General features: G+C 74.0%; 19 protein-coding genes. 9 read left to right on the forward strand and 10 right to left on the reverse strand.

Features of this window, described 5'->3' with window-relative positions:
* The coding region (locus tag L7D48_RS09035; protein WP_237878452.1) for a zinc ribbon domain-containing protein at positions 1–690 on the forward strand (690 nt) is incomplete at its 5' end.
* Positions 691–1,002: 312 nt separating this feature from the next.
* Here L7D48_RS09035 and L7D48_RS09040 read toward each other — a convergent pair.
* From L7D48_RS09040 to L7D48_RS09055, 4 genes are all read right to left on the reverse strand, one after another.
* On the reverse strand, positions 1,003–1,989 hold the full coding sequence (locus L7D48_RS09040; RefSeq protein WP_237878453.1) for a nucleotidyl transferase AbiEii/AbiGii toxin family protein: 987 nt from the start codon (positions 1,987–1,989) through the stop codon (positions 1,003–1,005).
* The gene (locus L7D48_RS09045; protein ID WP_237878454.1) at positions 1,986–2,561 is read right to left on the reverse strand and encodes a hypothetical protein; all 576 of its coding nucleotides are present in this window, start codon (positions 2,559–2,561) and stop codon (positions 1,986–1,988) included. The genes L7D48_RS09040 and L7D48_RS09045 overlap by 4 nt, the downstream gene beginning before the upstream one ends.
* A gap of 269 nt (positions 2,562–2,830) precedes the next feature.
* Complete coding sequence (locus tag L7D48_RS09050; RefSeq protein ID WP_237878455.1) at positions 2,831–3,868, reverse strand: MerR family transcriptional regulator; 1,038 nt, start codon at positions 3,866–3,868, stop codon at positions 2,831–2,833.
* 15 nt (positions 3,869–3,883) lie between these two features.
* Positions 3,884–4,639, reverse strand: a complete 756-nt coding sequence (locus L7D48_RS09055; RefSeq protein ID WP_237878456.1) for a HEAT repeat domain-containing protein — start codon at positions 4,637–4,639, stop codon at positions 3,884–3,886.
* 452 nt (positions 4,640–5,091) lie between these two features.
* On the opposite strand from L7D48_RS09055, the gene L7D48_RS09060 reads away from it, so the two are divergent.
* Together L7D48_RS09060 and L7D48_RS09065 are read left to right on the forward strand one after the other, a co-directional pair.
* Complete coding sequence (locus L7D48_RS09060; RefSeq protein WP_237878457.1) at positions 5,092–5,907, forward strand: hypothetical protein; 816 nt, start codon at positions 5,092–5,094, stop codon at positions 5,905–5,907.
* A gap of 121 nt (positions 5,908–6,028) precedes the next feature.
* Positions 6,029–6,931 (forward strand): NAD-dependent protein deacetylase, encoded by a 903-nt coding sequence (locus L7D48_RS09065; protein WP_237878458.1) that lies wholly within the window; start codon positions 6,029–6,031, stop codon positions 6,929–6,931.
* Positions 6,932–6,999: 68 nt separating this feature from the next.
* On the opposite strand, the gene L7D48_RS09070 is transcribed toward L7D48_RS09065, so the two are convergent.
* From L7D48_RS09070 to L7D48_RS09080, 3 genes are all read right to left on the reverse strand, one after another.
* Positions 7,000–7,740 (reverse strand): class I SAM-dependent methyltransferase, encoded by a 741-nt coding sequence (locus tag L7D48_RS09070; protein ID WP_237878459.1) that lies wholly within the window; start codon positions 7,738–7,740, stop codon positions 7,000–7,002.
* 70 nt (positions 7,741–7,810) lie between these two features.
* Positions 7,811–8,608, reverse strand: coding sequence for a VOC family protein (locus L7D48_RS09075; RefSeq protein WP_237878460.1), 798 nt, complete (start codon positions 8,606–8,608; stop codon positions 7,811–7,813).
* Between the two features lie 207 nt (positions 8,609–8,815).
* Positions 8,816–9,460, reverse strand: coding sequence for a dihydrofolate reductase family protein (locus L7D48_RS09080; protein ID WP_237878461.1), 645 nt, complete (start codon positions 9,458–9,460; stop codon positions 8,816–8,818).
* 259 nt (positions 9,461–9,719) lie between these two features.
* Here L7D48_RS09080 and L7D48_RS09085 point away from each other — a divergent pair, with 259 nt between their 5' ends.
* Positions 9,720–10,250, forward strand: coding sequence for a pyridoxamine 5'-phosphate oxidase family protein (locus L7D48_RS09085; RefSeq protein WP_237878462.1), 531 nt, complete (start codon positions 9,720–9,722; stop codon positions 10,248–10,250).
* Between the two features lie 101 nt (positions 10,251–10,351).
* Here the strand turns inward: L7D48_RS09085 and L7D48_RS09090 are convergent, their stop codons facing one another.
* The 3 genes from L7D48_RS09090 to nagB form a co-directional block, all read right to left on the reverse strand.
* On the reverse strand, positions 10,352–11,551 hold the full coding sequence (locus L7D48_RS09090) for an NAD(P)/FAD-dependent oxidoreductase (RefSeq protein WP_237878463.1): 1,200 nt from the start codon (positions 11,549–11,551) through the stop codon (positions 10,352–10,354).
* 152 nt (positions 11,552–11,703) lie between these two features.
* Positions 11,704–12,648 (reverse strand): RNA polymerase sigma-70 factor, encoded by a 945-nt coding sequence (locus L7D48_RS09095; RefSeq protein WP_237878464.1) that lies wholly within the window; start codon positions 12,646–12,648, stop codon positions 11,704–11,706.
* Positions 12,649–12,888: 240 nt separating this feature from the next.
* Positions 12,889–13,674 carry a glucosamine-6-phosphate deaminase gene (gene nagB, locus L7D48_RS09100; RefSeq protein WP_237878465.1) on the reverse strand — a complete coding sequence of 262 codons (786 nt, stop codon included), beginning with the start codon at positions 13,672–13,674 and terminating at the stop codon, positions 12,889–12,891.
* Between the two features lie 291 nt (positions 13,675–13,965).
* Here nagB and L7D48_RS09105 point away from each other — a divergent pair, with 291 nt between their 5' ends.
* From L7D48_RS09105 to L7D48_RS09125, 5 genes are all read left to right on the forward strand, one after another.
* Positions 13,966–15,072, forward strand: coding sequence for a protein kinase family protein (locus L7D48_RS09105; protein WP_237878470.1), 1,107 nt, complete (start codon positions 13,966–13,968; stop codon positions 15,070–15,072).
* A 203-nt stretch (positions 15,073–15,275) separates the two neighbouring features.
* Positions 15,276–16,451 carry a macrolide family glycosyltransferase gene (locus L7D48_RS09110; RefSeq protein WP_237878466.1) on the forward strand — a complete coding sequence of 392 codons (1,176 nt, stop codon included), beginning with the start codon at positions 15,276–15,278 and terminating at the stop codon, positions 16,449–16,451.
* A 158-nt stretch (positions 16,452–16,609) separates the two neighbouring features.
* Positions 16,610–17,464, forward strand: a complete 855-nt coding sequence (locus L7D48_RS09115; RefSeq protein WP_237878467.1) for a DUF4132 domain-containing protein — start codon at positions 16,610–16,612, stop codon at positions 17,462–17,464.
* The gene (locus L7D48_RS09120) at positions 17,461–22,581 is read left to right on the forward strand and encodes a hypothetical protein (protein WP_237878468.1); all 5,121 of its coding nucleotides are present in this window, start codon (positions 17,461–17,463) and stop codon (positions 22,579–22,581) included. The genes L7D48_RS09115 and L7D48_RS09120 overlap by 4 nt, the downstream gene beginning before the upstream one ends.
* 35 nt (positions 22,582–22,616) lie before the next feature.
* On the forward strand, positions 22,617–23,786 hold the full coding sequence (locus L7D48_RS09125) for an AAA family ATPase (protein ID WP_237878469.1): 1,170 nt from the start codon (positions 22,617–22,619) through the stop codon (positions 23,784–23,786).
* Positions 23,787–23,831 lie beyond the last annotated feature (45 nt).

The raw sequence follows: 23,831 nt of genomic DNA on the forward strand, positions 1-23,831 counted from the left end.
CCCTGCCGCGCCTGCGGCACGCCCAACCCGCCGGGCCGCCGGTTCTGCCGACGCTGCGCGACAGCGCTGGACCCCGCCCCCGAGCCCGCTCCGCTGCCGTGGTGGCGGACCGTGTGGCCGCTGCGCCGCCGGGTGCGGGCGGGCTCGGGCCGGGTGGTGCGGTTCCTGGTGACCCTGGCCGCGGTGGCGGCTGTGTGCGCGGGCGCTCTCCTGCTGCTGCCCGCCGGGCGCACCCTTTTCGAGGACGCCCGGGACAAGATGGGCAAGCCCAGGCCCGTGACCCCGGCGGACATCGAGGCGAGCGCCGAGGTCCCCCGGCATCCGGCGACGAACACCACGGACGGGCTGAGCAACCGCTACTGGGGCGCGCCCGCACCGGGCGCCTCGGTGACCTACACCTTCCGCGAGCCGTTCCGGCTGGTCGATCTGATCATCATCAACGGTCCCTCCAAGTCCCCCGAGGACTACGCCCGCCAGGCACGCGCACTCCGTCTGGAACTGGAGGTGACGGAGCAGGACGGCACGAGGCACCGCGAGGAACTCACCCTCAGTGACAAACCGGGCCCGCAGACGTTCCCCGTCGGGATCAGCGACGCGAAGACGGTGCGTCTGGTCCTGCGCTCGGCCGTCGACCTGACCCCGGGCCGTCATCTGGCCCTGGCGGAGGTGGAGTTCTTCCGGAGGGGCTGACCCCGCGCCACCCGGCCGCGGCGTCGGCCTCCGCGGCCACGCCCCGTGTCGTCAGCCCTGTGAGCCCGCGCTGCCGCAGCACTCGGCGTACCGCCGTGAGCAGCGCCTGACGGGTCTGCTGTCTGCGTTGCGCGCGTACGCCGCCGGAGGGCGGGCGGAGTCGTCACCCGTGTCAGTGAGCGTGCTCGGTGACACGGGTGCCCCGCACCCGGCCGGGGCCGTGCCGATGCGCCCGAGGCGGCCGCCCGACTCGTGAACGCCCCTCCAGGGGCGAACACCGGCGAAACGGCCCTCGACACCGGGCCGGAGGACTCAGCGGTCGCCGAAGACGGGTCCCAGCGCCGCGAGCAGCCTGGTGGAAAGGTGTCGGGTGGCGGCTTCCGCGTCCGGGTGGTCCCGGAGGAAGCCGGTCCAGTCCACTTCGGCCGAGACTGCCCGGAACAGGTCGGGGCCCAGCGGCTCGCCCGGGGGGAGGGGCCACTCGTCCGCCTCCCGAAGGACCGTCTCCAGGAGTTCCAGCGGCATGGTGCAGCTCTCGGCGAGCAGGACCGCGTCGTACAGATCCTTGCCCTGCGGGTACATGTCGCAGCCGAGCCACATCAGTTTCCAGGCCAGCGAGAGCTCACGGCTCGCCGCGGCGATCCGCACGCCCGCGACTTCCGTCGGCAGGGCGGGCGTCGGCAACCGCTCGTTGAAGACGAAGTCGAGCTGCACCTGCCCGCCGGGAAGGCCCGGAGCCGTCCACGGAAGCACCAGGCGGTGGCCGGGCACCCGCTCGTAGGTCCAGATGTACTCCGAGACCGCGCCGGAGGCGGAGACCACCAGACCACCGCCCCTCTCCCGGGCCAGCCGTTCGGCGGCCTCGGCGATGCCGTCCAGCATGGCGCGGGTCCGCGGCTCCTCGATGCGCCAGGTGTCCGGGACGACGACGAAGTCGATGTCCCTGGGGGCACGTGCGGCCGGGCCGAACCAGGCGGACATCAGCATGCTGCCGCGCAGCACCAGTGAGTCCGCCCAGGGTGACGCGGCGACGGCCGCGAGCACGAGGTCCAGCGCCGTGCGGCGGGTCGTCTGCCAGCGGGCCCGCACCCCGGGGTCCGGGACCACGTCGTCGGTGGGCCGGTAGGCCTCGTCGAAGTGCTTCAGGGCCGGGTCGAAGACGCGGTGCCGGACGGCCGCTTCGCCGACGCCCGCCGTCAGGGTGTACGGCAGTTCCGTCCTGCGGTGGGCCCGGGCGGCAGTCGGCTCGTCACCGTCCGGCCCGTCGGGAATCGACGGCCTCCACGGCACGCTGCTCATACGGCTCCCTCCAGCCATCCTTCGTCCACCGACAGATCGCTGTCGGACAGCACGAACTCGCGCTCCTCCGACAGCACCTCGTACCCTGCCGCGGCGAGCGCGCGGACCAGTTCGTCGCAGGCCCGGCCCGCGGCGTCCGCCGGTCCGTGATGCCGCTGGGTCACGAAACGCTCCTGTCTCCCGCCGGGTCCCGGCAGGACGCGCCGGGCGTTCCACGAGACGTGCGCACCGTGCGGGATCACCAGGGTCTCCAGGGCGGCCCGGTCATAGTCGGCCGGCAGGGCCAGCTTGAGATGGTGTTCGAAGTAGCCCCCGCCGGGGCCTGCCGGCTCCTGGCTCCACGGCACCGTCTCCACCTTGACCCGCACCGGCTCGAATCCGGCGTCCCGCAGCCCGGCGACGACGGACGGGTGGCTGGTCCGGTCCGGCAGGGTCAGCATCGGCTGGAAGGGCATCCGTCCCCGGGCCAGAACGATGTGAGTGACCTTCAGCCCACGGGTCGCCGCCCACGCATCCAGCGCGGCCGACTCCCTCTGCGTCCGGCACCGGACCGTCACATGCGTCTCGTACACCAGCGTGATTCTGGCAGACGGGGGGTGGGGCGTGTTCCGTGGGCGGGTACGCCGAAGCCGACGGGACCGTGCTCCGGTCCGGGATCGGTGTCCCTTGAGCGGGCGGCCCGGCGGGGGCCGACGGAGACGGAGCTGTCGCTGGTGGAGGAACCGGCGGTGACGCACGCCCGCCGGGGCGTGTCCATCGAGGCCGTGTACGTGGCCGGTAGCGGCGGTGGGGGGATGCGGCCGAGGGGGGAGCCTTCGGAGGAGCGGTGCGTCGTGGACCTTCAGGGGCCCTCGCCGGACCGGTCTTCGGAAGGGCGCTCGTCAAGGACCCGGAGGAGGGCCGAGGCGATGAGGGCGACGGCGCGGTCGCCGTCGTGTGCCAGTTGGCGCAGGATCTCCCGCGCGGTGGTGCCCGTGAGTTCGACCAGTGCCTGGGTGATGCGGATCCGGGTCGCGGAGTCCGCTGTGGGCGCGGCGAGTTCGCCGGCCAGAGCGGCCGTGATCCGGTCCGCGCACACGGGGTCCTGGGACAGCGTGCCCAGCGCCTCCGCGGCCTCCACGTCGTTGGCGCCCTCGACGACCATGCCGACGAGTACGGGCACGGCCGCGGGCACGCCGCGCCTGCCCAGAACCAGCGCGGCGTGTCCGCGCACCACCGTGTCCGGATCTCCGAGGGCGTCCGCGAGCACCGCGATGGCACCCGGAGCTTCGGGCATCTCGGCGATCGCCAGCACCGCGCGCCGCCGGATGTCGGCGTCCTCCGCGTGCGCGCCGGCGGTCAGCGCCGCCATGCCGTCGCCGTCCGACCTGGCGAGTGCCCAGCGCAGGGCGCCCGCGACGTGCGGGTCGGACTCGGCCAGGGCCGCCCCGGCCAGCAGCTCGGCGGACGCCGACGCGCCCTCCGGCCGGGTCAGGACGGCCTGCTGCCTGCGTGCGGCACTGGGCGAGTCGAGTTCCCGCATGAGCTCGACGATGCGCAGGACGTCCTGCCAGCCGGTGGGTTCCGACGCGTCGATCGCGCGGAGCCGCTCGAGCAGTTCCTGTTCCCGCACCAGGCGGTCCCGCGTCCACCGGATGAGGTCGCTGATCAGAGCGGAGGGGGTGAAGGCCGGGTCCTCCAGCGCGCGCCCGATCTGCTTGAGCGAGAGCCCGAGCGACCGCAGGCTCTCCACGTGGAAGATCCTGCGGACGTCCTCGGCCGAGTACTCGCGGTAGCCGCCGGCGGTGCGGCCCGTCGGCCGCACCAGCCCCAGGGCGTCGTAGTGCCGGAGCATCCGGGTGCTCACCCCGGAGTGACGGGCCACATCACCGATCAGCAATCCGCGGCCTCCACATCATCCTGCGGCCCCCGCGGTCCTGGCGGCCTCCGTCGGCTCGGTCGTCTGCGAGGCCCCGGTGTCCGCCGCCCCGGCGGCAGCGGCCGCTCGCTGCGGGCCGAGTGCGACCACGCGCTTGGCCTCCTCGACGGCCGCGTCGAAACCGGTCTCCGGATCCTGCCGGAGCAGTTCGGTGGCGCGGGCGTGCGCGGCCACCGCCGGGTCGGGGTGCTGGGCGGCCTCCTCGAGGGCGGGCTTGATGACGTCACCGAGGCCGATCAGGGCTCGGCTCAGGCTCAGCCGCACGTCGCGGTCGCCGCGGCCGAGCTGCGGAACCAGTTCGTCGGCCAGGTCCTTCTCCTCCCCCTCGGGGACGAGGACGACCGCGACGCGCCACGCGGTCCGTGCGACCTCGTCGTCCCGGTCACGCAGCATGTCGCGGGTGATCCAGGCCCATGTGCTCCTGTCGCCGATCTTGGAGAGCGTGTGCAGGGCCTGGCTGCGGGCCTGGGTGTGCTCGGAGTCCAGCTCCCGGCGGATCCGGGGCAGGGCGATCTCCGGCGAGAGGCGGGTCAGCGCCCAGGACAGCATGTCCCGTACGAAGAAGTCCGGCTCGACGGCGCACCGTTCGACAAGCGTCTCCAGGAACGCGGGGTCGGCGTTCGAGCCGGCCGTCAGGGCCGCCTGAAGCCGGACCGACGAGTCCCCGGCGCTCAGGGCATCGGCCACGCGGATGTCCTGCGGGGGTGTGTTGGTCGTGTCGATCGGGACCACCTCCTGGCCACCGAGTGAAGACCTTACCACCGTGTCAAGGTCAAGCACGTGACCGGCGAATCGGGAAACCCGCAGGTCAGGGGCGTCCGCCTGAGCGGACCGAAGTGGTGACCGTACCGGTCACAGGAGGCCGGGTGCACGGGCGCCCGGTACATGCCGGACGGGCCGGTGCCGCACCGGGCCCGGCAGACATCGGCGGCCCGCTCCCCCAGCCAGCGGGGCCCTGGGGCTGCCTGACCCTGCTGTCCTAAACCGCTCCGGGCCCGCAAGGCTCTTGTGTTCTGCTCCGCTGGTGCCCGACCGTTGGGTGTGCGTCGTGGCGCCTCGGCGGCTCACGGCCCTGGCGGGAGAGGGGACCCTTCTTGTCGAAGACTCGGGTACGGCTCAGTGGTGGTTCTGCCTGGCGGACGGATTTCAAACGCCGGACCACGGGCCGTCCGGTGCGCACGGCCATGGAGATCGCCACGATCCGTCGCACGCTGAACCACACCCTGACCGAACTCCAGCGTGCCATCGACAACCACGCGGTGGCGGAGGCCGCCGACCTGTACGACCTGGCCTGGCAGCAGGCGGCACAGGCGCCGCCGAGTGAAACCCGGCAGCAGCGCGCGCAGCTGAAATCCTGCAAGGAGATCCTCGACTCCCGTCGCTGGCAGAAGGAGGAACGGCGCCAGGCGGCACATACTTCCCCGCCCTCCTCTCCCGGCACACCGGGCCCGGGACAGTCCACGGCACCCCGCTCCCGGTCCCGTTCAGTGGTGAGGTCCACGCCACCGCGTCCGGCGGTGACCCGGTCTGCGGGGCCCCGCCCCGAACAGTCCGCGACGAGTGCGCCCACACGCCGCCCGGACGCGCAGGCCGCACCTTCGGCCGGTGGTTCCCGGCCGCCGCTCCACGGGACGGAGCCGGCTTTGCTGGAGGCTGGACGGCTGTGGGAGATCGCGACCGAGTTGCGGCCGCTGCTCGTGCAGACCGCCCGCGCCGGCGCCACCACCAGCTGGCCCGGGATCCGCAAGCGCCTGCCGGATCTGCCCCGCCTCCACCGCGACGACGAAAGCGTCCTGCTGTGGCTGGTCGACGAGGATCGTCAGGAGGGCGAACCTCTGCTCTCGGCGCTGGTGACGGTCGGTGACCGCCGGATGCACCCACGCTTCCCGGCGATCGCCGAACAGCTCGGCCTCTTCCCCGGCCGCACCGACGCCCAGCAGCGCACCACATGGAGCTACGAGGTCCTGAAAGCACACCAGCACTGGCGCCACCGGCGCTGACACCCGGCGGTACCGCATCGAGAACGAGTCCGGTCGGCCCTGACCCGGTGCCGTCGGCTTTCCTGGCGCCCCTTTCCCTTTCGTCCGGTTCTCCTTCCCGTCCGTTCCGTACCCTGGCGGCATGCGCGTACGCCCCACCTTGAGCTGGACACCCACCGGGGACCTGCCGCCGGGCACCACGGACCTGGCGCCGGTCGCCGATGCGCTGAGCGCCGGCGGCGTGCTGGTGCTCAGCGGGGCGGGCATCTCCACGGAGTCGGGGATCCCCGACTACCGGGGCGTGGACGGAAGCCTGAACAGGCACACCCCGATGACCTACCAGGACTTCACCACCAGTGCCCGGGCCCGGCGCCGGTACTGGGCGCGCAGTCATCTCGGCTGGCGCACCTTCGGCCGCGCCCGCCCCAACGCCGGGCACCGGGCCGTGGCCGCCCTCGGACGGCACGGGCTGCTCTCGGGTGTGATCACCCAGAACGTCGACGGTCTGCACCAGGCCGCCGGCAGCGAGGGCGTCGTGGAGCTCCACGGAAGCCTGGCCCGGGTCGTCTGCCTGTCCTGCGGCGCCCTCAGCCCGCGCCGTGAACTCGCCCGGCGGCTGGAGGAGGCCAACGCCGGCTTCGAACCGGTGGCCGCGGGGGTCAACCCGGACGGCGACGCCGACCTCACCGACGAGCAGGTCGGGGACTTCCGCGTGGTGCCCTGCGCGCTCTGCGGCGGCGTCCTCAAGCCGGATGTGGTGTTCTTCGGCGAAACCGTTCCGCCGCCGCGGGTCGAGCACTGCCGCGGGCTGGTCCGCGAGGCGTCCTCGCTGCTGGTCCTGGGGTCCTCGCTGACGGTGATGTCCGGGCTCCGGTTCGTCCGCCAGGCGGCCGGAGAGGGGAAGCCGGTGCTGATCGTCAACCGGGATCCGACCCGGGGCGACCGGCACGCCCTCACCCGGGTCGCGCTCCCGCTGGGAGCGGCCCTCACCACCGTGGCCGATCGCCTGGGCGTCCCCGTCGACGGCCGGGTACCGGCCGGGTGAGACGGTGACGGGCTGCGGGCGGTGACCGAGCGGCCGCCGTCGAAGGGGGCGCGGGGGCGGGACCTGTCTCAGGCCGGCTTGCGCCACACGGAGATGTGCTTCGCGGAGTCCTGGGTGAACGGCGTCCCGTCCCAGTCCGCGACACGCTGTTCCGGTTCGAGCCCGGCGATCCGCGCCATCAGGTCGAGTTCCGACGGCCAGGCGTACCGGTGCCGGGAGCTGCCGCGGCGGTAGCGGCCGTCGTCGCCGTCGCGGGTGAAGTGGTGCGAGACGAGGACCTGCTCGACCAGGTCGAAGGTGTCGAAGCCGAGGTGCCGCTCGGAGACGTCGAACGGCACCGCGACCTGGCCGGGCGGGAGGAACCGCAGCGGCGGCACTTCCAGCTCGATGACGAATCGGCCGCCGGGCCCCAGGTGGCGTGCGGCGTTGCGGAAGCACTCGACCTGCTCGTCCTGCGTGAGCAGGTTCGAGATCGTGTTGTAGACGAGGTAGACCAGGGCGAACTCGCCGGGGACGACGGTGGTGGCCATGTCCCCGATGACGACCGGAAGCTCGTCCTCGCCGATCTTGCGCCGCAGGACCGCCGCCATGTGCTCGGACAGTTCGATGCCCGCCACCGGCACGCCGCGTTCCCGGAGCGGGACACCCACCCGTCCGGTCCCGATGGCGAACTCCAGCGCCCGGCCGTCACCGGCGAGCCCGGCGAGGAAGGCGAGGGTGGGGCCGAGGACGGCGGCCGAGGACATCTCGGTCTCCTCGGCGTCGTAGCGTTCGGCGGTCGCGCGGGTCCACAGCTCACTGCTCGTCACGGACGACCACTGTGCCGGGCGCGAAAGGGCCCTGTCGACGCATTTACCCTCCGCCGGGCCCTGCACGGATTCAGTCCGGGCTCGGGGTGAGCACCACGAAGTCCGCGTTGGCCGGGTCGAGGCAGACGGCCATCCGGCCGACGCCCTCCGCGTCCTCCGGTCCCATCTGCACGCTTCCGCCGTTCCCGGTGACCGCGGCGACCGCGGCGTCGCAGTCGGTGACCTCGAAGACCGGATGCCAGTAGGGCCGGCCGTCCGCCAGGGCGAGGTCCTCGGTACGCAGTCCCATGACGCCGCCCTGCGCACGCTCCTCGGGCAGCCCGGCGGGCGTGATGACGGAGTACGTGCCCGCGCCGTCCGGCAGTTCCATGTCGCTGAACCGCCAGCCGAAAACCTCCCCGTAGAACTCCTTCGCCGCCGCGGTGTCGCTGGTGTACAGCTCGGTCCAGAGCAGTGATCCCGGCCGGCCCATCAGCTCGACGCCGGTGCTCTCCCCCGGTTGCCAGACGGCGAACTGGCCGCCCAGCTGATCGCTGTACTGCGCCATCCGGCCCCACTCCCCCAGGTCCGTCGGCGCCACGCGCACGGTGCCGCCCGCCCGCTCGACGGCCCGGGTCGTGGCGTCCGCGTCGACGACCCGGTAGTAGATCATCCACGCCGAGCGCGCTCCCTCCTCGGTCAGCCTGCCGAGCCCGGCCACGGTCTTGCCGTCCTTCCGGAGCATCCCGCCCTCGGCGCCCTCCCCCTCCTCCATGGGTTCGTAGTCCCAGCCGAACACCGCACCGTAGAAGGCCGCGGCGGCCCGGACGTCGGGGGCGCCCAGGTCGAGCATGCAAGGAGAGCCGGGGACGAAGTCGGTGGTGGTCACTGCGCTTCCCTTTCGCCGGTCCTGTACGACATCAGCGTGGCACCCGGCACCGACACCCGCCCGTCGGCCCGGTCGTTCGGGTACCGGTGGCGGTCGCGGTGGCGGCAGTACCGTGGCGGTCTGCCACCACCGCGGCTGCCGGGCACCCGTCGCGAGGGGCGCCGGTGCCGCCGGTCACCCCGGGGCGGCTCGACGCCCCGAGACCCGTCACTTCCGCCAGAACAGGTGGTGTGTCACACCGCTCGGGCTGGGAACGGCCTCCAGGTGGAACCGGTCGAGCAGTTCGTCGGGGGACTCCCAGAGCCGCAGACCGGACCCGAACCTCACCGGTGAGACCGCGACGTGCATGGTGTCGACGAGGTCGGCGTCGAGGAACTGCCGGATGGTGGTGACCCCGCCGCCGAGCCGGACGTCCCCGCCCCGCGCCGCCTCCCGCGCCTGTTCGAGGACCGCGGCCGGAGAGCCGTCGACGAAGTGGAACGTGGTGTCGGAGAGCGTGAACGAGGGCCGCTCGTGGTGTGTCATGACGAACACCGGGGTGTGGAACGGGGGCTCCTCGCCCCACCAGCCGCGCCACTGATGGTCCTGCCAGGGCCCGCGCTGGGGGCCGAACTTGTTGCGGCCCATGATCTCGGCGCCGATGTTGTGGGCGTAGTCCCGCGTGAAGTAGTCGTCCAGGCCCCGGCTTCCTCCGGGATCGGTGCGCCCGGGCCAGCTCGCCGTGGCACCGGCCCAGGCGAACAGCCTCTCGGCGCCGGCGAGCCCGAACGGATTCTCGAAACTCTGGTCCTCTCCGGCGGCGACGCCGTCGCTGGAGACGTTGAAGTTCTGGACCCTCAGCAGTTGGGTCATGTGTCCCTCCCGTGTTGTCGGACGGTGGTGTGACTCTCCGGGCCGGAGGAACTCATCGCCGCCCCCGTCGTCGCCGCGTCGGCGGTCCCGGAAACGAGCGGCCGCCCCGGTTCCGGTGGAGTCGGGTGACGGCTGCGGGGGCGAGTGAGGGCACCAGGAAAACACGACATGAGATGTCGGGTTTCGGGTCGATCATGGCCTCACCGGCCGGCGTCGACGGTGGACGCGGCCGGAGTCCCACCGGCAGACAAGGATTCCCATGCGCGAAACACCGGAGGAGCTCGCGGAGCTCCAGGCCCTTCTCGACTCCTCGCTCTCCCGCTCCACCCCGCACCTCCGCTCGATCATCAACGCCGAGCGCACACTGCCCGCGAAGCGGCTCGCCCAGGTCCTCACCGGCATGTGCACCCTCTCGCTGGCCACCGTGACGGCGAGGTGCGAGCCGCGCATCAGCGGCGCGGACGGGCACTTCCTGCACGGGAAGTGGCACTTCGGCACGGCACGCGGCGCCGCCAAGGCCCGCCACCTCGCCGTGCGGCCCGCCGTCAGCGCCGCGCACATGCGGGGCGAGGACCTGGGGGTGTTCACCCACGGCACGGTGGAGGTCCTCAACCCCCACGGCGGCGAACCGGCCGCGGACTGGCCGGACCTGCTCGCGTACTTCAAGGACTTCTACGGCGGGGACGCCTTCGACTGGGACGAGGAGGTGGTCTACTACCGGCTCCATCCGCACTGGATGACCGTCTACGCGCCCGACGACTCCAAGCTCGCCCCGGCGGTTCCGTCCTGACCGGGGGGACGGGCCGCGCCCGGCCCCGGGGGGGATGAGAGGTCCCGTACCGAGGGTGGAGCGGGCGCCCCGTATCGCGGGAGCCCGCTCCACCGTCCCGGTCAGGCCGACGCCCGGGCGGCCGGGCCCGTCCGGGCCGCCTCCCCTGCTACACGGCGGCGGCGGACCGGCAGGCCGAGGGTCGGGTTGGCGACGGCCCAGGCCGCGCCCTTGCAGACCACCTCCTTGTAGACGGCGGCGAGCCGGCCGGTCAGGGCCGCGCCGGTGGCCCGGTCGTCGGCGGTGACGTACTGGATCAGGCCTTCCCTGCGGCCCAGCGAGACGCACTGGTTGAAGTAGCGGATCGGGATCCTCGGGAGCTTCCCGCCGGTCAGGCGCGCGGCGACGGCGTCGGCGGCCTGCCACGCGGTGGGGGTGCCCGAGGCGCACGACATCCGCAGCGGCTTCTCCCCGGGGCCCGTCGCCATGGCGGCGTCGCCGACGGCGTACACATCGGGGTGCGAGACCGAGCGCATGGTCGCGTCGACCACGATCTGGCCCGTGCCGGTGGTCTCCAGAGTGGTGGCCCGTGCGATGGGGTGCACCGCGAAGCCGGTGGCCCACACGGTGACCGCGGCCGGGATGGCCTCGCCGCCGGCGGTGGTGACGCGGTCGGCCTCGACCCCGGTGACGGCCGTGTGCTCGTGCACGGTGATGCCGAGCCCGCCGAAGACCTTCCGCAGGTGGCCGCGCCCCTTGTCCGAGAGGTGGTCGCCGAGGCCGCCGCGGACGGCGAGGGCGACCTCGAGGTCCGGACGGGCCTCGGCGATCTCGGTCGCGGCCTCCAGACCGGTGAGGCCGCCGCCTACGACGACCACGGGCTGCCCGGCGGCCAGGCCGGCCAGGCGCTCGCGCAGCCGGAGCGCCCCGGCCCGGCTCGCGACCTCGTGGGCGTGCTCGGCGGCGCCGGGGACGCCCTGGTCGTTCCAGCCGCTGCCGAGGGCGTACACCAGGGTGTCGTACTCCAGCTCCCGGGCGTCCGCGCCGGTGCCGGCGACGGTCACGGTCCTGCGGTCGGCGTCGATGCCGGTGACCTCGGCGGTCGTCAGCTCGACGCCGGTGCCCGCGAACATCTCGACAAGCGGCCGGTACCTGAGGTCCTGGCCGACCGCGAGCTGGTGCAGCCGGACGCGTTCGACGAAGTCGGGGTCGGCGTTGACGAGGGTGATGGCGACGTCGTCACGGTGCAGCCGCCTGGCGAGGCGGCCGGCCGCGGCGGCTCCGGTGTATCCGGCTCCGAGGACGATGATGCGGTGCTTCATTTCCCTGGCTCCTGTCTGCGCGGTTCCGTCTCCTGCGCGGTTTCGCCCCCTGAACCGGGGAGCGAGCCGTTTCCTGACAGGAAAAGGGAGTGAGACAGGTCACATCCGGGCCGAAGGCCCCCGGCTCCGGCGCCGGGGGCCTCGCTCCGCGGTCAGAAGACGCGGAACAGGGGCTCTCCGTGATCGGCGGCCGCCCACATCTCGGTCGCGCGCCCGAGCTTGTCGGGGTTGGCCTGGCTGTGGATCGCGGTGATGCCCTCGGCGGTGACCTCCAGGCACACGACGCCGACGACCCGGCCGTCCACGACCGCCACGACGGCGGGCCCGCCGTTGGCGGTCGTGACGTGGAGTCCGGGTGAGCCGCCGACCAGGGCGCGCTTGGCCCGTGCGGGCTTGAACAGCCCCCGCATGAACTTCGCGACCGCGAGAGCGCCCTCGACCGGCCTGGGGCGGGCCGGGACCTTCCCGCCGCCGTCGCCGACCGAGAAGGCGTCGGCGGTGAGCAGCCGCACCAGCGGCTCGGTCCTCCCGTCGGCGGCGGCCGCCAGGAACTCCTCGACGATCCGCCGGGCGGCGGCCTCGTCGACCTCGGTGCGGGTCCTGCCGTCCGCGATGTGCTTCCTGGCGCGGTGGAGGATCTGCTGGCTGGCGGCCTCGGTGACGCCGAGGATCCCGGCGATCTCCCGGTGCGGGTAGTCGAAGGCCTCCCGCAGCACGTACACGGCCCGCTCGTGGGGGGACAGCCGCTCCATGAGGGCGAGGACCGCGTACGAGACCGACTCGCGCTGCTCGGCGGTGTCGGCCGGGCCGAGCATCGGATCCCCCTCGAGCAGCGGCTCGGGAAGCCACTGGCCCACGTAGGTCTCGCGCCGCGCGCGGGCCGAGGTGAGCTGGTTGAGGCACAGGTTGGTGAGCACCTTCGTCAGCCAGGCCTCGGGGACCTCGATGCGCCCGACGTCGGCGGCCTGCCAGCGCAGAAAGGTCTCCTGCACGGCGTCCTCGGCCTCGCTCGCGGAGCCGAGGAGACGGTAGGCGATGGCCTCCAGGCGGGGCCTGGCGGCCTCGAAGCGGTCCACGTCCTTAACGGTCAGCGGCATGGCCCGGATCCTAGTGCCGCGCCGGGCCGGGCCTCCCTGACAGCGCGGCGCAGACCGTGCTGACCGGGCGCTTCGCCGACGCGTCGGCGGGCCGGCCGAAAGCCGCGGTGCGGGCCTTCGTGGGCCCCGGCCGGATCCTCCCCTCAGGCCGGGCCGCACGGCGTACGGCTTCCGGGACGTGCCGCGCCCCCGGGTGTGTCCGCTCGGACACACCCGGGGGCGCGGCACCGGTCACGGCCTTCAGAGACCCTGCCAGTGCGGCTTGGCCTCGTAGGTGGCGCGGAAGTAGTCCGCGAGCTTCAGCCCGGACGCGGCCGCCTCGTCCACCACGACCGTGGCGTGGGGGTGCATCTGCAGCGCGGAGGCCGGGACCATCGCGGACAGCGGCCCCTCGACGGTCTGCGCGACGGCCTCCGCCTTGGCCTCGCCGGTGGCCAGCAGCACCAGATGGCGGGCTTCCAGGATGGTGCCGATGCCCTGGGTGATGACGTGGTGCGGCACCTGGTCGATGTCGCCGCCGAAGAAGCGGGCGTTGTCGGCGCGGGTCTGCCGGGTGAGCGTCTTGATGCGGGTGCGGGAGGCCAGTGAGGAGCACGGCTCGTTGAAGCCTATGTGCCCGTCGGTGCCGATGCCGAGCAGTTGCAGGTCCACACCGCCGGCCCCGGCCAGCTCCCTCTCGTACCTCGCGCAGGCCGCCGGGACGTCCTCGGCGGAGCCGTCCGGCCCCATGAAGGACGCCTCGTCCAGCCCGAGCGGCTCCACCACCTCGCGCAGCACCACCGAGCGGTAGGACTCGGGATGCCCGGAGGGCAGGCCGACGTACTCGTCGAGCTGGCAGATCCGGGCACGCGAGACGTCCACATCGCCCGCGGCGGCCTTGGCGGCCAGTGCCCGGTAGACGGGCAGCGGTGTCGAGCCCGTGGCCACACCGAGCAGCGCGTCGGGCTTGCGCCGCAGGAGGCCGGCCATGGCCTCGGCGATGATCTCCCCGCCTGCGTCGGCGTCCGGAACGATGACAACTTCCACGCTGGGCCTGCCGATCCAAGAGTGAACACCAGTGGTATAGACCACAATAGCAGGGAGGCGGCTCCGCACCGCACCCCGCCGCTCCCGTGGAACCGGGTGGCGGACGCACGACATCGCCGCCCGCGACGGGCAGACCGCCGTCGCCGGCGGAACCTTCCGTGCCCTCTGCCGGACACGGCGGTCCGAAGGCGCGGACGCGGCCCGGCCGCCATGCGTAGGGTGGGCGTCGCGGAATCGAGACCGGCGGCCGGTGCCGGGCGCCCGGAAGGAGGCGGTGTGGAGCACCCCGACATGTCGCACGGTGCGCGTCTGGCCGCCCACGGCGCCGTCTCCACGGCCCTGGCCCGGCTCGGCGACCGCGAACTGCACCGACTGGTGAACACGGCCGCGCCGCTCGGCTCCGGCATCGGCGGAGAGTCGTCCCTGCTGGAGGTCTCCGGAGTCCCGGTCTTCGTCAAACGGGTACCCCTCACCGATCTGGAGAGGGAGCCCGCGCACATCCGCTCCACGGCGAACCTGTTCGAACTGCCCGTCTTCTGCCAGTACGGCATCGGCGCCATCGGCGGGCCGGGCTTCGGGGCCTGGCGGGAACTCGCCGTGCACGCCATGACGACCGACTGGGTGCTCTCCGGGGAACACGAGGGGTTCCCCCTGATGTACCACTGGAGGGTGCTGCCGGACCCGACCCCGCTGCCCGGGGAACTGGCCGACGTGGAGCGGGCCGTGGCCTACTGGGGCGGCCGGCCGCAGGTGCGCCGCCGGATCGAGGCCCTCCGGGAGTCCTCGGCGAGCGTCGTGGTGTTCCTGGAGTACATCCCGCGGAACCTGCACCAGTGGCTGGGCGAGCGGGTGGCCGCCGGAGACGAGGCCGCGAACCGGGCCTGCGCCATGGTCGAGAGGGAGCTGGCGGACGGCACCTCCTTCATGGCCGGCCGCGGGCTCCTCCACTTCGACGCGCATTTCGAGAACATCCTCACCGACGGCCGGCGCCTCTACTTCGCGGACTACGGCCTCGCGCTCTCCTCCCGGTTCGAACTGTCGCGGGAAGAGGCCGACTTCTTCGGACGGCATCGGACCTACGACCGCTGCTACACCGTCACCTACCTGGTGAACTGGCTGGTCACCGCTTTGTACGGATACCGCATCGAGGACCGGGAGGGCCGCCGGGCGCTGGTGCGCGCCTACGCCGGGGGCAGGCGCCCCACGGGGATCCCGGAGGAGGCCGCGGCGATCATCGCCCGGCACGCGCCGGTCGCCGCCGTGATGTCGGACTTCAACCACGAGTTCCGGTACGGCAGCAGGCAGACCCAGTACCCGCTGGAGGAGATCCGGCGGATCGGCGGGACGGGCGTCCCGTCCACCGGCCCACAGCACACCCCGGGCGGCGGTCGGCGGTAATCGGGATGCGCCGGAGCCCGGCGGAGGTCTAGAGTCGCGGGCATGTCCTCCTTCCTTCAGATCTACGGCTGACACGGCCGGGGCAGTGCCCCGCCTCCCCGCCCGCACGCCCGTGCGCGCACCGGTGTCCGGAACTCCTGGACGGACCGGCGCGCGGGCCTGCGGTGTCCTGTCAGCCGTGGACCCGAAGTGAGTGATCATCCATGTCCCGTCGCCGTGCCCACATCGCGATGGTCGGCATCCCCGCCGTCAGCCACGTCCTGCCCAGCCTCGCGGTCATCGGCGAGCTGGTGGCCCGCGGTCACCGCGTGACCTACGCCAACGATCCGGCGGTGGCCGACCTGATCGCGCCCACCGGCGCCGAACTCATCCCCTGCGCCTCCGGGCTGCCGGTCGCCGACAACGACTGGCCCGACGACCCCATCGCCGCGATGGGCCTCTTCCTCGACGACGCCGTACGGACGCTGCCCCGGTTGCGCTCCGTCTACGACCGCGACCCGGCGGACCTGTACCTGTACGACATCGGCGCCTACGCCGCGCGCGCCCTCGCCGAATCGCAGGGCCGTCCCCTCATGCAGCTCTCCCCGACGTTCGTGGCCTGGGAGGGCTACGACCAGGAGGTCGCGGCACACCTGTGGCGGCTGCCGGGCGCCGACGCCTACCGGGCCCGGTTCGCGCGGTGGCTCGCCGACTGCGGGGCGTCCACCACCGACGTGGACGCCTTCCCCGGCCGTCCCGCGCACACCCTGGCGCTGATCCCGCGCGCGATGCAGCCGCACGCCGACAGGGTCGACACCGGCACGGTGACCTTCGTCGGGCCCTGTTTCGAGATGTCCGCGGACACGGAGGGCTGGGCCCGTCCCGCGGACGCGGAGAAGGTGCTGCTGGTCTCCCTGGGCTCGGCGTACACCCGCAGGCCGGAGTTCTACCGCCGGTGCGTCGCCGCCTTCGGCGGCCTGCCCGGCTGGCATGTCGTCCTCCAGATCGGCAGGTACACCGACCCGCGGGAGCTCGGCGCCGTCCCGCCCAACATCGAGGTGCGCTCCTGGGTACCGCAGCGGGCGGTCCTGGAGCAGGCGGACGCCTTCGTCACCCACGCCGGCATGGGCGGCTGCAACGAGGGGCTGCTGGCGGGTGTCCCGATGATCGCCGTGCCGCAGGCCGCCGACCAGTTCATGAACGCCGACCGGCTCGTGGAACTGGGCGTGGCCCGCCGCGTCGACACCGCGGAGGCGACCGCCGATGCCTTGCGGGCTGCTTTGGAGGAGCTGGTCGCCGACGCGGGTGTCGCCCACCGCTCGGCGCTGCTGAGCGCCGCCGCACGGGCCGAGGGCGGCACCCGGCGCGCCGTCGGCCTCATCGAGGAAATGCTGGTCTGACCCGGGCGTACTCCGGCAGGGGTGGCGGCGTGGAACCTCACCGTCCGTCACCCCTGCCGCTCCGCCCGCGCCCGGCCGGACCCGCTCGTCGGCACCGCTGTCAGCGGCCTGCCCTACAGTTCCCGTCACTTGATCACTGCGGGTGCGGGGAGGCACGTATGGGGTGGGTGTCGGCCGGCGGCTACGAAGTCGCCCTCGACGACGGAAAGGTGGTGTGCCGCAACGCGGCCGGGCGGCGGCTGAAGTCCGTACCGTCGAAGATCACCGACGATCCGGCGGTGGTGGGACTGCGTCAGCTCGCCGAGTGGCTGGAGCGGCACGAGCGGCAGTGCCTGGCCGATGTGGAGCGCTGGATGGTGCGCTCGCTGCCGGTGCCGTTCGCGGTCCTGGCGCGGGTGTGGCCGGACCCGGCCTGGCAGGCCGCTCTGCGCGACATGGTGGTCACCGGGGCGGACGGGGAGGTGGCCGGGTTCCTGCGGGACGCCGATCCCGGGCGCGGCCTCGGTGTGGTCGACCTCGACGGCGACACCGTCCGCCTCACCCCCGACCTGGTCCGCCTGCCGCATCCGGTGCTGCTGGAGGAGCTGGAGGAACTGCGCGAGTTCGCCGTCGAGCTGGGCGTCGAGCAGCGCGCCCAACAGCTCTTCCGGGAGGTGTGGCGCCGGCCCGTGACGCTGGACGCCGAGACGACCTGCGTCGAGGACTACGCGGGCGGCGTCTTCAAGGAGCTGAGGTTCCTGCACGGGCGGGCCGCCCAGCTGGGCTACCGCGTGCGCGGCGGCCACGCGGTGTGCTCCGTGCTGGAGGACGGCCGCGGTGTCGAGGCCCGGGTGTGGGTCGGCGACTACGACGGCTACTCGGAGGCGGAGACCGGCCCGCTGGTCTTCACCGACCCGGCCGGCCGGGTGCTGAAGCCGGCTCAGGTCGGGCCGGTGACCTGGTCGGAGGGCATGCGCATGGCGGCCGCGCTGTACGCCGGACGCGACATCGAGGACGAGGAGCGTGCGGCATGACGACATACGACGACCACGACGACAGCGCATACGGCGGCACCACGTACGACGAGGCCGCCTGCGCCGCGCTGCTGGAGGCCGGCGCCGTGCTGCCCCCGGGCACCACGGACCGGGAGGACGCGGACGTCCTCACCGTCCGCGCCTACACCCACCCCGCGCTGGACGAGCGCAGGATCGTGAGGCTGGTGCCGGGCACGCTCGGCGAGGCCGAGGACCTCGCCCTGGACTTCCTCGGGCTGGCCCGGGAACCGGTGGTCCACGAGGTCGGGCAGGTGCGCCGGGAGACCCTGGGCTTCCCCGCGTGGGCACTGGTCAACGACCCGGCCAACGGCCACCACGCGCTGGCGCTGGTCAGGGACGTCGAGCGGCTCGCCCGGCAGGCCAAGTCCCGTCCCGGCGCGGCGAAGGAGGGCTTCGAGGAGCTCGGCGAGCGGCTCGGCCGGGCCGTGCCGCACTTCCTGCCCACCTTCTACGAGCAGGCCGCCCGCGTCTTCCTCCGGCACGAGAACACCACCTACGCGGCGGCCTTCTTCGGCAAGGCCCGCGAGGCGGAGCGGGTGCACGCGCTGCCCGTGGACGAGGAGCGGCAGCGGGCGGTCTTCCTGGAGTTCGCCTTCGCCGGCGCGCTGACGGTCAAGGCGCTCAAGGAGCATGTGAAGGCCCTCTCGGCGCGGCTCGCCCCGGCCGAGGCGTGGGCGCAGTTCCGGCAGCTGACCGTGGAGCGCTGCGCGGCGGGCATGCCGCCGTACGCCTCCCTGCCGCAGGACACGCGCGCTCTGATCCGGGCGGCGGGGCTGGACCGGGTCGCAGAGGAGTGCGCCCTGGTGGAGGATCTGCTCGCGTCGCCCGCGGCGGTGCGGGCCCCGGCCTCCTTCTGGAACGCCTACCGGTCCACGCTGGCCGCCCTGGCCGGGCAGCGGCCCTCCGTACGGCTCCGACTGCTGGAGATCATGCCGGCCGGACTGGGCCGCTCCACCGAGGACGACGAGTTCTGGCTGGCCCTGCTCGCCGAGACCGGTGCCGACCGGCTGCTGACGGGCGAGGCCGGGGCAAACGGAGCGGAGACCGGGGCGGACGGGGTCGACGCGGCGGACTGGCTCAGCCGCTGGGCGCTGCACCGCAAGCACGGCTCGTCCGTCAGCGGCCGTTCACCGGCCACCCTCGCCCTCGTGGAACGCATGGCGCCGCGCCTGCGCGCCCGGGGCCGCCCCGTGGACCTCTTCACGGGCCGCTGGAACGCCGCCGCCGACCTCGACCTGCTGGACCTGTGCGTGGCGCAGGGCATACCGCTGACGCTGCCGGAGACCGGCAAGGGCGTCCTCCTCCCGCTCGACCGGTGGCTGCGGGAGACCCGGCCCGGGCGGCGGGACCTGACGGCCGTCGCGGCCGACCCGCGCTGCCGGCGCCTGCTGTACCACTCCGTGGGGAGTCTGAGCGGCCGCCACCTCGGCACCGGGCTGCTGGACGAGGTGGCCGGGCACCCCGTACTCGCCGACGTACTGCGCGAGTGGCTGGACGACGCGGCCGGGGAACTGGCCGCCGCGGCCGGTCTGCCCGCCGCGCGTGCGGCGCTGAGCCGGCTGCGCCCGTTCCACGCGGTCGCCGCCCGTGTCAGCCCGCGGGCCGTCGCCGGGGCCGCCGCGTTCGACGCCGCACCGCTGCTGGGCCGCACCCTGCGCGCGGGCATCCTGGACGAACTGGGCTGGCCTGCCCTGGAAGAGGCGTTGCGGCGTCTGGACGAGCGGACCCGGCACGACCGCGACGACACGCTCACCGTCCACGAGGCCTGGCCGGCCCTGATCCTCTCCCGTAGGCACAAGGCGATCGTCGTGGGCCCCGAGGACATCCTGCTGGAGCACGATCTGCGGCTGCCGGTGGAGCCGGACCGCTGGAACCGCCCGTCGTTCCGCTACACCGACGGCGAGCTGCTGGTGATGTGGCGGCAGGACGGCAGACAGCACGGCTACTGGTCGGCCCGCCCCACCGAGGTGTTCCCGCTCGGCGGCGAGAAGCTCCCGCACTGGTACGGCGGCGACACGGGCGAGGCCTCCATCCCCCTGCCGGGCGGTGGCCGCGCCACCGGCGGGCGTGCCCTGCACGCCGGGGACACGCTCCTGCCCCCCGGCCGCCCCGTACTGGGGGACGGCACCTCCTACTGGCGCCGGGGACGGCAGGGACCGCAGCAGGTGTGGCTCGAGTACGACCCGGCCACCGGCACCCACGGGCGTGCCTCGCTGCCCGCGTTCCTGCGGTCCGGCATCCGCGAGGGCGCCACCCTGCTCCAGCAGCACTGCGCGGTGCTGCCCCTCCAGCCCGGCCTGGAGCACAGCCCGCTGGGCACGGACGGCACGGTCCTGGGCCGCTGGGTGCGCACCGAGGGCGAGGGCGACCAGGCCCGCACCACCGCCGGTACGCCGGACGGCCGGACCGTCACCCTGCCGACGGCGGGCGGCCGGGGGCCGGGCGTCCCGATCGGCGCGCTGCGGCTGCCCGGCGGCGCCGAGCCCGTCCTCGTCGCCCAGCACCGTCACATGGCCCTGTACGCCGGCGGTGACGGCGGTGGTGTGTGGGAGTCGGGCCGGGTGACGCCGCTGGAGCGGGGCGGCGAGTTCGCCGCCGGTACCAGGCTCGTTCCGCCGGCCGACTTCTGGCACGCGCTGCGGCCACGCGACGAGGGATCCTCGGCCGTCCTGCGGGCGCTGAGCGACGAGCAGGCGGCCGAGTTGCTGCGTGCCGGGGCCCGGGCTCTGGCGGAGCGGGATGCGGAGATCAAGGCGGCGTTCAGGGCGGCGGCCGTACCGGCGAAGGCGGCCGGTGGCCGGCGGGCCGGGCCGCGGAGCACCGCGGGGGCCGGTGCGGGCGAACCCGCCGGTCCGACCTCCGACGAGGTGCTGCGGAAGGCCGTCTCGCGCATTCTGCCCTCCCTCACCGAACCCCGTCTGCTCGCCGGCGTCGCCGGCCACGTACACGCGGTACTGCGCCTGGCGGGGGCCGTCGCCGCCTTCGTGTCGTCCCCGATGGAGCCGCCCAGGGCGCAGCGCAGACGCGCCGAGGGCATGTTCGCCGACTACAGCCCCGAGGACGGCGACGACCGGACGCTGAACGAGGCGGTCGCGGGTCTCGCCGGGATGTACGGCTGGTGGGGCGGCGGGCAGCGCTGGAGCGCGCTGCGCCAGATCCGCGCCGTGAACCACGTGCTGTCCGGTGAGCCCGCCGACGGCAAGCCCCTGCCCGAGTCCGCCCGGCTCGCCGGGGCCGCCGACGGGTGGCGCAGCGAGGAGTTCACCGTCCCGGGCATCGGCGTCGTGTGGCTGCCCGTGCTGGACGTGCTGCGTCCGCTCGCCTACCGTGCCGCCTCCCCGGTCCTGCCCGAGGCGCACCGCCGGGCGCTGCTGCTGCTGTTCGATGCGGTCGCGCAGGGGCCGCTGGCCGCGTCCGGGGCCGCGCTGCGCGAGATCGTGCTGAGCGAACCGCACGACGGGCGGGAGCGCACCGGCCAGGTGCTGCGCCGGGAGGGCCGCACCGTCGTCGTCCTCGGCTGCCAGAACGTCGATCTCCGAAACGAGCGTGTCAACTGGCTGGCGCTGGACCACGACCCGGCCGGTTCGTTCGGCGCGGTCGCGCACTTCACGCTGTTGAGGGAGAGCGCGCACCCACCGGTGTTCCCCTCGGAGGCGATGGCCGCGGTGACCGGGCTGATCCGGGACAAGGGCCCAGCACCCTGGCAGCCGGAGGCGCCCACCGCCCTGGCCACCGCGACACGGGGCGGCCTGGGGCCCGTGCAGGCGGCCCTGCTGCTCGCCGGAAGGCCGTCGCGGCTCACCGACGAGGCGGCCGCCGTCACCGCCCTGAAGCCGCGGCAGAAGAAGCTCGGCGACACGCTGCTGGACTCGCTGGAGCCCGGCGACCTGACGGCGCTCGTCGGCGCGCTGCTGCCGAAGGACCCCGGCGACCTGTGGACGGCCGGGCCGGACACGGAGGCGGCGGGCCGGGTGTGGGCCGAGCGCCTGGCCGGTTTCGTCCGCCTGCCCGAGGACCTGGCCGGTGAGCTCTCCCAGGCGGGCCTGCCCGCCGATTCCGCCGAGGCGGTGCTCAACCCGCACCGCACCCCCTGGATCAGCCGCACCACCGTCCAGCGGCTCGATGGGGACGGCGATCTGGTGGCGGAGGACCCCGCGGCGCTGCCCGGACGGTACGACCTGGCACAAGCCGTGACCGCCCTGGCCGGCCTCGCCTACCACCTGCCGTACGGACACCCCCTGCGCTCCGCCCTGCCGGAGGGGCTGGCCGCGCTGCGCCGCCGCGTCGCGGACCCGGGCCTGCTGCTCGACCTGGACCTGTCGTGGACGCAGAAGGGCTCGCCGTCCGCCGCCGAGCTGCGCAGGGCGTACGGGCTGCCCGCCACCGGCGGTGCCGGCGCGCACGGTCTGACGGAGGTGGGCGGGGCACTGGTGCTGCGTCCCTGGTACGGCGACCAGGAGGCCGTCCTGGTCCGCCCCAGCGCCCTCACCGGCGCGGACGACCCGGTGTTCGGCCTGCTCGAGGGGATCGTCGGACCGGATCGCGGCGAGGGCATGCGGGCGCTGCGGACGGTCCTGGACGACGGACTCGCCCGCGCCCTCGCGGCCGGATCCGGCCCCGGGGAGCCCACCGGGTACGCCCAGGATCCGGCCGCCACCGTGCCCGGACTGGTCACCGAGGCCGCCGAGACCCACGGCCTGGGCCGGGACGCGGCGGCGCTCTACCTGCAACTACTGGCCCTGCCCGATCCGACGGACCGCAACATCGCCCGCTGGACGGGTTGGAAGCCGGCCCGTACGAAGAAGGCCCGCGCCGAACTGGCGGCCACCGGCCTGGTCGTCGAGGCGAAGCGGGCACGCGCCGGGCGCACCCTCTTCCTGCCGTGCGGCTGGCTCGACCTGAAGTCGTCCGCGCTGCCGGTGGAGATCTGGAAGCAGGGCCTGTACCCGGTCCCCGACCGCTCCCGCGCGGTGCCCCTGGTGCCGGTGCCCGAGCTGTTCGAGCGCGCGTGGGACCGCGTCCGCGCCGGTGGTGCCCCGGCCTACGAGGAACTCACCACCCGCGCCACCCGTGCCGGCCGCAAGGGCCGCCGATGACCACCGCCCGTCTCCACCCGGAAGAAGCAACGCCCATGACCACCCCCCTCGCTTCCGCGCCGGCCCGCCAGATAGTCCCGCCCGAGGAGCGGTACGCGACCGAGCTGGCCTTCCTCGCCGCGTACGACGGCGGACCGCGCCCGCCCGCCTGGCGGCTCACCCCGCGCGCGGTCGTCACGTTCGTCATGGGCAGCGGGGGCGCCGCCCTGAAGCTGCCCGACGGCGCCGGGGCCCCCGAGGGGGTGCCGCGCCGCCTGGTGGTCGAGGGCAAGTTCGTCGGCGACCGTGCCCTGGTCGAGCGGTGCGTGGTGACCCTCGCCGGGGAACGCGGCCTGCTGCTCGTCGGCGAGCCCGGCACCGCCAAGTCGATGCTGTCGGAGCTGCTGGCCGCCGCCGTGTGCGGCACCAGCGGCCTGACCGTGCAGGGCACGGCCGGCACCACCGAGGACCAGCTCAGGTACGGCTGGAACTACGCGCTGCTGCTGGCGCAGGGGCCCAGCCGGCAGGCGCTCGTGCCCTCCCCGGTGCTGACCGCCATGTCCCGGGGCGCCGTCGCCCGCGTCGAGGAGGTCACCCGCTGCCTGCCCGAGGTGCAGGACTCGCTGGTGTCACTGCTCTCGGAGCGGCGGATCGCCGTCCCCGAACTGGCCGGCACCGAGGACGCACTGGCGCACGCGGCACCCGGTTTCACCCTCATCGCCACCGCCAACCTCCGCGACAAGGGCGTCTCCGAGATGTCAGCGGCCCTCAAGCGGCGCTTCAACTTCGAGACGGTCGGTCCCATCGGGGACCTGGAGGCGGAGACCGCGCTGGTGCGCGGTCAGGCGCGGGCGTCCGTGGAACGGGCCGGGGCGCCGTTCCGGGTCGACGACGCCGTGCTGGAGGCCCTGGTCACCGCGTTCCGGGATCTGCGCGAGGGCCGCTCGGCGGAGGGCTGGGAGGTGGAGCGGCCGTCGACGGTGATGAGCACCGCGGAGGCGGTGTCCGTGGCCGGGGCGCTGGCTCTGGCGGCGGCGTACTTCCCCGGCGACCGGGACGTGCTCTCCCTGCTGCCGGGCCATCTGCTCGGCGTGGTCCGCAAGGACGATCCCGCCGACGCCGCCCGGCTGCGCGGTTACTGGGACGGCCCGGTGCGCCGCCGCGCCGAGCAGGGTTCCGCCACCTGGCGCACCCTGTGGGACCTGCGCACCGTTCTGGAGGGCTGACGGCCGTGTCCCTCTCCCACGGGGCCGCCCCCGTCTCCCCCGCCC

This window comes from Streptomyces sp. ICN903, from assembly GCF_022015835.1.
In the GTDB taxonomy this organism is placed as follows: Bacteria; Actinomycetota; Actinomycetes; order Streptomycetales; family Streptomycetaceae; genus Streptomyces; species Streptomyces fenghuangensis.